Genomic DNA, 8,897 nt, shown 5'->3' with positions numbered 1-8,897 from the left:
TCTCCCTAACGACGCTCTTCCGATCTGGGCGTCGGCGGGCACCCCGGGCTGCTCGGCCCGGATCCGACCGGCCCACCGGGCGGCCTCCGGGCCGAGCCGGCGGACCGCCTCCATGGCCAGGTGTTCCGGGGCGTACTGCGGGTCCTGCCGCATCCGGTCCCAGAGGGTGGCCGGAGGGGCCTCCGGCACGGACTGTTCGTCGGTCTCCGCCCCGGGAGTCGGGGTGGCGGGGTCGACGGAAGGGGTCGACGGGGGGACTCTGGATTCTCCGTCGGCGGGCGCGGAGTCGGTCAAGGAAGGCTCCCGTGGTGGGACGCAGGGGTGTGGGTACGCAGACCGGGCGCGGTCAGCGACGCCGGCCGGAGAGCCGGTTGGCGAGCTGACGAAGCTTCTGCTGGTTCGCCGGCTTGGCCAGTTCACGGCGCCCACGATCGACCATCTGCTGGCCCTTCGGTGAGCGCAGGAACTGGGTGATCCGGTGCATCAGTGACGACATTGCATCCTCCTGTCGACATTCCCTCTCCATGTGTACCCCGGGCCGGCAACCGCCACGCGTCCACTATGGAGATCACCACAGCATCCGGTTCGGCGTCGGATACCGACAAAAATGACAAAGAACAAGTAAAGCGTCGCAGTGGCAGGCGGCGCACCGGCGGACCCCGGAATGCACGAGGATGGTGGGTACGTTCCTCCGAACGGGTGGCCGCCGGGCGCGGTCATCGTACGCACAACAGGGAGGTCCCGACCGGTGCTCGACCCACACGAGCTGTACCAGCTCAGCGACGATCTGCCCGAGCTCGGTCAGCCGGTGCTCATCCAGGCGCTGACCGGCTTCGTCGACGCCGGCAACGCCACCCGGCTCGCCAGGGAACAGCTGCTCACCTCGCTGGAGGCCCGCCCGGTCGCCAGCTTCGACGTCGACCAGCTCTTCGACTACCGGTCGCGGCGACCGGTGATGACCTTCGTCGAGGACCACTGGGAGTCCTACGACGCCCCGAAGCTCGAACTGCACCTGCTGCACGACGACGACGAGACACCCTTCCTCCTGCTCACCGGCCCCGAACCGGACCTGCAGTGGGAACGGTTCGCCGCCGCCGTGGCAGGCCTCGGCGCCCGGCTCGACGTACGGCTCACCGTCGGGCTCAACTCCATCCCGATGGCGGTACCGCACACCCGCCCTGCCGGGGTGACCGCCCACGCGACCCGGCCCGAACTGATCGCCGGACACGAACCGTGGCTGCAACGGGTGCAGGTCCCCGGCAGCGTCGGCCACCTGCTGGAGTTCCGACTCGGCGAGGCGGGCCGGGACGCGCTCGGGTTCGCCTCCCACGTGCCGCACTACGTGGCCCAGACCGAGTACCCCGCCGCCGCGGAGGTCCTGCTCACCTCGGTGTCGCGCAGCACCGGGCTGCTGCTGCCCACCGACTCGCTGCGCTCCTCCGCCGAGGTGGTCCGGGTCGAGATCGACAGGCAGGTCGCCCAGACCGAGGACGCCGCCGCGTTGGTGCAGGCCCTGGAGGAGCAGTACGACGCGTTCGAACGGGGACGGGGGGAGAAGAACCTGCTCGCCGCCGAGAACGGCCCCCTGCCCACTGCCGACGAACTCGGTGCCGAGCTGGAACGGTTCCTCGCCGAACAGAGCCGGCCGGGTGACACCCCGGGCAGCTGAGCGTACGGATCTGCGCAGCGGGACACGTCGCCGGTGCCCGCGACCGGGGCCGGCATCGGGCAGGGTGGAGGCATGCGCCTGGCGACGTGGAACGTGAACTCGGTGAAGGCCCGCCTGCCCCGCCTGCTCGACTGGCTGGCCGGCACCGGACCGGACGTGCTCTGCCTGCAGGAGACCAAGTGCCCGGACGGTGCCTTTCCGGTCGCCGAGGTCGGCGAGCTGGGTTACACGGTGGCCAGCCACAGCGACGGCCGGTGGAACGGGGTGGCGATCCTGTCCCGGGTGGGGCTGGCCGACGTGGTGGTCGGGTTCCCCGGTGAGCCGGGGTTCCCCGAACCGGAGGCCCGGGCCATCTCGGCCACCTGCGGGGGGAACCGGGTCTGGTCGGTGTACGTCCCCAACGGCCGGGCCCCCGACGACCCGCACTACGCGTACAAGCTGGCCTGGTTCGCCGCCCTCCGGGACGCGGTGGAGCAGGACCTGGCCGACGGGGCGCCGCTGGCGGTCTGCGGGGACTTCAACGTCGCCCCGACCGACGCCGACGTCTGGGACCCGGCGCTCTTCGTCACCTCCACGCACGTCACCCCGGCCGAACGTGCCGCCCTGGCCGCCCTGCGCGACCTGGGCCTGCACGACGTGGTGCCCACCCCGATGAAGGGGCCGCACCCGTACACCTACTGGGACTACCGGGCCGGGATGTTCCACCAGAACAAGGGCATGCGGATCGACCTCGTGTACGCCTCCGACGGACTGGCCGGGGCGGTCCGGTCGGCCTACGTCGACCGGGAGGCCCGCAAGGGCAAGGGACCTTCCGACCACGCGCCGGTCGTGGTCGACCTGGACCTTCCGCCCGCCGTCGGGACGGAGTGAGCACCGGCGTACGCCTAGGCTGGACCCATGGCCATCGTGAAGATCAACGCACTGGACGTTCCGCCGGGTGGCGGGGAGGAGTTGGAGCGGCGCTTCGCCGCCCGGGCCGCCGCCGTGGAGAACTCCCCCGGGTTCCTCGGGTTCGAGCTGCTGCGCCCGGTCGGGGGCGAGAACCGCTACTTCGTATACACGAAGTGGGAGAGCGAGCAGGCCTACCAGGCGTGGGCGGCGGGACCGTCCCGGGCGGCGCACGCCCAGAGCGGGGACGAGGCACCCCGGCGACCGGTCGCGACCGGCGCGAACCTGCTGGAGTTCGAGGTCGTCCAGCAGGTGCCCGCCAGCTGAGCCCCACCGCGCTCAGCCCTTCGACGCCCAGGTGTGCCGGGCTCGGGCGGGCGTGCCGGGCTCAGGCCCGTCGGGTCTCCACCAACGAGGCGAACGCGATCACGTTGTCCCGGTATCCGGTCCGGCCACCCACCCACTGCCCACCGCAGGTGATCAACCGCAGCTCCGGGGTGCCGGAGTCGCCGTACACCCGGTCGGCGGGGAGGTTGTCCTTCGCGAAGTGCTCCACCGAGTCGACGGCGAAGACGGCCACCGACCCGTCCGACCGGGCCACCTCGACCCGGTCCCCCGGCCTGATGCGGGCCAGTTCGTAGAAGACCGACGGCCCGTCCTTGCTGTCCACGTGCCCGACGATGATTGCCCGACCGGGCTCGCCCGGGGTCGGGGCGCGGTCGTACCAGCCGGTCTCGCCGTGCCGGTCCAGCGGCGGGACGTCGATGGTCCCGTCGGGGGCCTGACCGACCGGGGCCACCGGGGCGGTCACCCTGATCGACGGTACCGACAGGCTCACCGGTCGGCTCGCCGCCAGGACGGGGACGCCCGCCGGGTCCTCGGTGTGCTGCTCGGCGAGGACCCTGTCGAACGGTCCGGCGGTGCGACCCAACCCCGCCCCGGTGGCGAAGATGCCCAACAGCACCAGCAGCACCGCCAACGGCACCGACCAGGGACGCCGTCCGGGCACCGTCGCGGGGGCGGGCGAAAGGACCGGTGGTCGACCCGCGCCGACCCGGGTCCCCGGCGGGGTCGCGGTGGGCACCAACGCCCAGCCGGTACGCCGGGCCTCGGCGTCGGTGAGCCGGACCGCCGGGGCGGTGCGGCCCCGCTGGGGTCGGCCGCCCGGGGTGCCGTAGGTCCGTCCGCTCGACGCCGTCGGGCGGCCCGCCGGGCGCGGGGTCGGGCCGGGTCGGGGCGTACTCGATCTCCCGCCACCGAACGGGACCCGCCCGGCGGTCACCGACGACCCCCGGTGTGGCCGGTGGTGTGGCGGCCGGCGGTCACGACGGCCCCCACCAGCGGCTGGCCCTGCGCTGCCGCCTGAGGGTCAGTACGCCCGCCACCATCCCGGCCAGGGTCAACGCCAGTCCCCCGGGGACCAGCAGGTCACCGGCGCTCGGGCCGGCCGTGCCACCGAACCCGGTGGCCGGTCCGTGGCTGGGCCGGTGTGTCGGCCGGTGGGTCGGCGGTGGGGTGGGCGGGTGTTTCTTCACCACCTGGAGGGTCGTGGTGGCAGTCTCCCCGGTGCGGCACTCCAGCTTCACCCGGTAGTTCCCGGGTCGGGTCCGGGTCGACACCATCGGGCTGGCGGTGAGCACACCGTTCTGCGGGTGCACTGTCACCTTGCCGAAGGCGTCCGACCAGACAGTCGCCGGCCACGAGTTGTCGTGGCAGCTCGCCCGGATCCCGACCAGGTATCCCGGCTGCACCAGGCTCGGGCTGACCTCGACGAAGACGACTCCCGGCGGGGGAAGGCCGGGCGTGGACGGATCTGCGGGCTGTGGGACGGCCGGCTGTGCCACCGGCAGCGGCCCGGCGACATGCGGCCGGGCGGCGATCGCGGGCGTGGCGGACAGGGGCGTGACGAGCGCGGCGATCCCGACCGCCGTCGCGACGCCCAGGCGCATGACCGACACCATGACCCCTCCCGGCACGGTAGTCCTCGGCCGGGCGGTCGCCGCCCGACCAGCCGTACGGGGTGATCGGCTCACCCCGGGTCGCACGTCACATCCGGTCCGGGCCGACCGTGGCGTACGCTCGGGTCGCTGTGACCTCCATCGACCACGAACCTGTCGCCACCGCCCGGATCCGGACCTTCCTCCCCCGCCGGGGCCGGATGACGAGCCGTCAGATCGACGCCCTCGACCGGCTCTGGCCGACGTACGGCCTGACCGTGTCGGACGTCGCGGACGGGCCGCTCGATCCGTCCGCCCTGTTCGGACGGGAGGCACCGGTGGTGCTCGAAATCGGTTCCGGCATGGGGGACGCCACGGCCGCGATGGCGGCGGACGACCCGGATCGAGACTATCTGGCGGTCGAGGTGCACACGCCCGGAATCGCCAACCTCCTCGACCTGGTCGGCCGGGACGGGCTGACCAACGTCCGGGTCGCCGAGGGTGACGCCCTCGACCTGGTGCAGGCCCTGTCTGTGGACTCGCTCGACGCCGTGCACGTCTTCTTCCCCGACCCGTGGCCCAAGACCCGCCACCACAAGCGGCGCATCATCCAGGCCGGGCACGTGGCCCTGCTGCGGTCGCGGTTGACCCCGGGCGGCACCCTGCACTGCGCCACCGACTGGGCCGAGTACGCCGAATCGATGCGGCAGACCCTCGACGGCGACCCGGAGCTGGCCAGTCCGTACCCCGGGTGGGCACCCCGACCCGCGCACCGCCCGGTCACCAAGTTCGAACGCCGCGCCCACCGGGAGGGCCGGGAGGTCTTCGACCTCGTCTACCACCGAGCCGTCCCCGCCTGACCCGCCTCGATCGACGCAGGGGGTGTGAGAGGGGATCCCTCTCCACCGTCGGCGTCGACAGGGGTGCCTTCCCTTCCTGGAACCCCGGTTGGCGGGCGGGGGTGGGGGGCGGGCACGATGGAGCGGCTATGACGCTCACCGCCGCGCTGCCGCACAGCGCCGACCCCGACACCCTGTACGACGCGTTCGCCGGCTGGGCGAAGGAGCGCGGCCTCGACCTCTACCCCCATCAGGAGGAGGCGCTCCTGGAGATCGTCTCCGGCGCCAACCTGATCATGAACACTCCCACCGGCTCCGGGAAGAGCCTGGTGGCCACGGCGGCCCACTTCGCCGCCCTCGCCGACAACCGGACGACGTTCTACACGGCTCCGATCAAGGCGCTGGTGTCGGAGAAGTTCTTCGCCCTCTGCGAGACCTTCGGCGCGGAGAACGTCGGGATGCTCACCGGGGACGCCAGCGTCAACGCCGACGCCCCGATCATCGCCTGCACCGCCGAGATCCTGGCCAACCTCGCCCTGCGCGAGGGCGCCCGGGCGGACGTGGGTCAGGTGGTGATGGACGAGTTCCACTTCTACGCCGAGCCGGACCGGGGTTGGGCCTGGCAGGTGCCGCTGATCGAGCTGCCCCAGGCACAGTTCGTCCTGATGTCGGCGACCCTCGGGGACACCACCCGGTTCGTCGCCGACCTGACCCGCCGTACCGGGCGGGCGACGGCAGTGGTCCGTACCGCCGAGCGGCCGGTCCCCCTCCTCTTCTCGTACGCGATGACCCCGATGCACGAGACGCTGGAAGAGCTCCTGGAGACGAAGCAGGCCCCGGTGTACGTGGTCCACTTCACCCAGGCCGCCGCCCTGGAACGGGCGCAGGCGCTGATGAGCGTGAACGTCTGCACCCGGGCCGAGAAGGACCTGATCGCCGAGGCGATCGGCCGGTTCCGGTTCACCTCCGGTTTCGGCAGGACGCTGTCGCGGCTGGTCCGGCACGGGATCGGCGTGCACCACGCCGGGATGCTGCCCAAGTACCGACGACTGGTGGAGACGCTGGCCCAGGCCGGTCTCCTGAAGGTCATCTGCGGTACGGACACCCTCGGGGTCGGCATCAACGTGCCCATCCGCACTGTGCTGTTCACCGGCCTGAGCAAGTACGACGGGGTCCGGACCCGGTTGCTCAAGGCCCGGGAGTTCCACCAGATCGCCGGGCGCGCCGGCCGGGCCGGGTACGACACGATCGGCCGGGTCGTGGTGCAGGCCCCCGAGCACGTGATCGACAACGAGAAGGCCCTGGCCAAGGCGGGCGACGATCCGAAGAAGCGCCGCAAGGTGGTCCGGAAGAAGCCGCCGGAGGGCTCGATCGGGTGGGGCGAGCCGACCTACCAGCGGCTGGTCGAGGCCGAACCGGAGCCGCTGACCTCCAGTTTCCAGGTCAGCCACTCGATGCTGCTCAACGTCATCGGCCGCCCGGGGGACGCGTTCGCCGCGATGCGGCACCTGCTGACCGACAACCACGAGGACACCGTCGCCCAGCGTCGGCACGTGCGTCGGGCCATCGCCATCTACCGGGCGCTGCGGGCGGGCGGGGTGGTCGAGGAGCTGCCCGAGCCGGACGAGACCGGCCGCCGGGTCCGGCTCACCGACGACCTGCAACTCGACTTCGCCCTCAACCAGCCGCTGTCCCCGCTCGCCCTGGCCACCATCGAGCTGCTCGACGCCGAGAGTCCCGCGTACGCCCTGGACGTGCTCAGCGTCATCGAGTCGATCCTCGACGACCCGCGTCAGGTTCTCTCCGCGCAGCAGTTCAAGGCCCGGGGCGAGGCGGTCGCCGCGATGAAGGCCGAGGGCATCGAGTACGAGGCCCGCCTGGAGCTGCTCGACGGGGTGACCTGGCCGAAGCCGCTGGCGGAGCTGCTGGAGAACGCGTACGCGATGTACCGGCAGGGCCACCCGTGGGTCGACGACCACCAGCTCTCCCCCAAGTCGGTGGTCCGTGACATGTACGAGCGGGCGATGACCTTCGCCGAGTTCGTGCAGTTCTACGGGCTGTCCCGGTCCGAGGGGCTGGTGTTGCGGTATCTCGCCGACGCGTACAAGACGTTGCGGCAGACGGTCCCGGAGGACGCCAAGACCGAGGAGCTGGTCGACCTCATCGAGTGGCTGGGTGAGCTGGTCCGCCAGGTCGACTCCAGCCTGATCGACGAGTGGGAGCGGCTGCGCAACCCGTCCGACGCCGAGGAGGTCGCCGCCGCCCTGGACGACCGCCCGCCGGCGGTCACCCGCAACGCCCGCGCCTTCCGGGTGCTGGTACGCAACGCCCTGTTCCGTCGGGTCGAGCTGGCCGCGCTGCGCCGGTGGGACCTGCTGGGCGAGCTCGACGCCGCCGACGGGTGGAACGCCGACGCCTGGGCGGACGCGTTGGAGCCGTACTTCGAGGCGTACGACGGGATCGGGACCGGACCGAACGCCCGGGGGCCGGCCCTGCTGCTGATCGACCAGACCGACCCGCAGCGGTGGACGGTCCGGCAGATCCTCGACGACCCCGACTCCGACCACGACTGGGGGATCAGCGCCGAGGTCGACCTGGTCGCCTCCGACGAGGTGGGGGCCGCCGTCGTCAGGGTCACCGAGGTCGGTCAGCTGTAGAAGTTTCTCTCTTTTTGCGGGGCCGTCCGGAGTGTCCGGACGGCCCCTTTCGCGCCCTGGGCGACGTCAGACCCGTCGATTAGAATGTGTGTACTAATAAAGCCGCTGAGCTGGGAGGACGCCCATGACTGCGCCCACCTCCACCCCCCTCACCCCGTACGCCACCCTGCTGGGGTTCACCCGCTACGTCGACCGCACCGGCCCGACCAAGGCCACCTTCGTCGGTGGGCTGCGCAAGCAGCGGGCCAGCCGCTCCGGCTTCAACCCGCACGGTCAGTTCGTCAAGGCGCTCAAGGCCGACGTGGCCTTCCACACCGGCGGGTCCCACCTGGCCCAGGTGGCCGACCTGGTCAAGCCCCGGTGGCGACCGCTCTACCAGGCCCTGGTGCCGGGGGCGACGGCCTGGTTGCACTCGCTCGGCGACCCGGCCGGGGTCGACCTGGCGCAGACCCGGGACGTCCTGGCCATGCTCGGCGACCTCCCCGTCAAGATCAACCCCCAGTTCGGCATCAGGTACGCCGACGGTCGCGCCGAAGCCGTCCGGCTGCACTTCGACGAGACCGAGCCCAGCGAGGAGGCGACCCTGGCCACCCTGCACCTGATGGCCCGGCACATGGACGCGGTCCTGCCGCACGCCGAGCCGGTCCTCGTCGACGTGCGGCGGGGGGTGACGCACCGGATGCCCGAGGGTGCCAGGCCCGAGCAGATCGAGCGGTGGCTGGCCGGTGAGGCCGCCGCCTTCCGCGCCATCTGGTCCACCGCCGCCTGAGGCGGCCCGCCGCACCGTGGTGGGGCCGTCCTCGTCTTGTGGGGCTCCACCTGCCCACTTGGTGGGTTGTGTTTGGGAGAGCGGGGAGTTGGGAAAAATTGATAAAAAAGGTTGTTATATAAACTGGTGGGCGGGATA

The 8,897-nt window shown here is 71.9% G+C and carries 9 protein-coding genes and 1 pseudogene; 6 read left to right on the top strand and 4 right to left on the bottom strand.

Annotation, left to right across the window (positions count from 1 at the left end; translation table 11 throughout):
• Both ABT336_RS25785 and ABT336_RS25780 read right to left on the bottom strand, forming a co-directional pair.
• Positions 1 to 294, bottom strand: a pseudogene (locus ABT336_RS25785) (hypothetical protein); the annotation flags it as partial.
• Between the two features lie 52 nt (positions 295 to 346).
• Positions 347 to 496 (bottom strand): hypothetical protein, encoded by a 150-nt coding sequence (locus tag ABT336_RS25780; RefSeq protein WP_350899930.1) that lies wholly within the window; start codon positions 494 to 496, stop codon positions 347 to 349.
• A 252-nt stretch (positions 497 to 748) separates the two neighbouring features.
• Here ABT336_RS25780 and ABT336_RS25775 point away from each other — a divergent pair, with 252 nt between their 5' ends.
• From ABT336_RS25775 to ABT336_RS25765, 3 genes are all read left to right on the top strand, one after another.
• The gene (locus ABT336_RS25775; protein WP_350899928.1) at positions 749 to 1,669 is read left to right on the top strand and encodes a proteasome assembly chaperone family protein; all 921 of its coding nucleotides are present in this window, start codon (positions 749 to 751) and stop codon (positions 1,667 to 1,669) included.
• Between the two features lie 72 nt (positions 1,670 to 1,741).
• On the top strand, positions 1,742 to 2,539 hold the full coding sequence (locus tag ABT336_RS25770; protein WP_350899926.1) for an exodeoxyribonuclease III: 798 nt from the start codon (positions 1,742 to 1,744) through the stop codon (positions 2,537 to 2,539).
• 27 nt (positions 2,540 to 2,566) lie between these two features.
• Positions 2,567 to 2,884, top strand: a complete 318-nt coding sequence (locus tag ABT336_RS25765; RefSeq protein ID WP_350899924.1) for an antibiotic biosynthesis monooxygenase family protein — start codon at positions 2,567 to 2,569, stop codon at positions 2,882 to 2,884.
• A gap of 61 nt (positions 2,885 to 2,945) precedes the next feature.
• Here the strand turns inward: ABT336_RS25765 and ABT336_RS25760 are convergent, their stop codons facing one another.
• Positions 2,946 to 3,566, bottom strand: coding sequence for a class F sortase (locus ABT336_RS25760; RefSeq protein WP_350899934.1), 621 nt, complete (start codon positions 3,564 to 3,566; stop codon positions 2,946 to 2,948).
• Between the two features lie 313 nt (positions 3,567 to 3,879).
• Entirely contained in the window at positions 3,880 to 4,506 is a 627-nt protein-coding gene (locus ABT336_RS25755; RefSeq protein WP_350899922.1) for a hypothetical protein, read from the bottom strand.
• Positions 4,507 to 4,715: 209 nt separating this feature from the next.
• Between ABT336_RS25755 and trmB the strand changes: the two genes are divergently transcribed.
• The 3 genes from trmB (at position 4,716) to ABT336_RS25740 (ending at position 8,759) form a co-directional block, all read left to right on the top strand.
• Positions 4,716 to 5,354: a tRNA (guanosine(46)-N7)-methyltransferase TrmB gene (gene trmB / locus ABT336_RS25750; RefSeq protein WP_350899932.1), complete on the top strand. Its 639-nt coding sequence runs from the start codon at positions 4,716 to 4,718 to the stop codon at positions 5,352 to 5,354.
• A gap of 128 nt (positions 5,355 to 5,482) precedes the next feature.
• A complete protein-coding gene (locus tag ABT336_RS25745) occupies positions 5,483 to 7,990 on the top strand; it encodes a DEAD/DEAH box helicase (RefSeq protein WP_350899920.1) in 2,508 nt (835 codons plus the stop codon).
• Positions 7,991 to 8,114: 124 nt separating this feature from the next.
• Entirely contained in the window at positions 8,115 to 8,759 is a 645-nt protein-coding gene (locus ABT336_RS25740) for a hypothetical protein (protein ID WP_350899918.1), read from the top strand.
• Positions 8,760 to 8,897: the final 138 nt, after the last annotated feature.

Origin of the sequence: Micromonospora sp. NPDC000207 (assembly GCF_040300925.1) — a bacterium.
GTDB lineage: Bacteria > Actinomycetota > Actinomycetes > Mycobacteriales > Micromonosporaceae > Micromonospora.
Note: the sequence above shows the minus strand (reverse complement) of the source record. Positions and strands in the feature narration are given on the sequence as shown.

Excerpts from the sequence above, each read along its gene's own strand:
- ABT336_RS25770 (WP_350899926.1), top strand. The coding sequence starts at position 1,742 with ATGCGCCTGGCGACGTGGAACGTGAACTCGGTGAAGGCCCGCCTGCCC.
- ABT336_RS25780 (WP_350899930.1), bottom strand. The coding sequence starts at position 496 with ATGTCGTCACTGATGCACCGGATCACCCAGTTCCTGCGCTCACCGAAG.
- ABT336_RS25765 (WP_350899924.1), top strand. The coding sequence starts at position 2,567 with ATGGCCATCGTGAAGATCAACGCACTGGACGTTCCGCCGGGTGGCGGG.
- ABT336_RS25740 (WP_350899918.1), top strand. The coding sequence starts at position 8,115 with ATGACTGCGCCCACCTCCACCCCCCTCACCCCGTACGCCACCCTGCTG.
- ABT336_RS25745 (WP_350899920.1), top strand. The coding sequence starts at position 5,483 with ATGACGCTCACCGCCGCGCTGCCGCACAGCGCCGACCCCGACACCCTG.
- ABT336_RS25755 (WP_350899922.1), bottom strand. The coding sequence starts at position 4,506 with ATGCGCCTGGGCGTCGCGACGGCGGTCGGGATCGCCGCGCTCGTCACG.
- trmB (WP_350899932.1), top strand. The coding sequence starts at position 4,716 with ATGACGAGCCGTCAGATCGACGCCCTCGACCGGCTCTGGCCGACGTAC.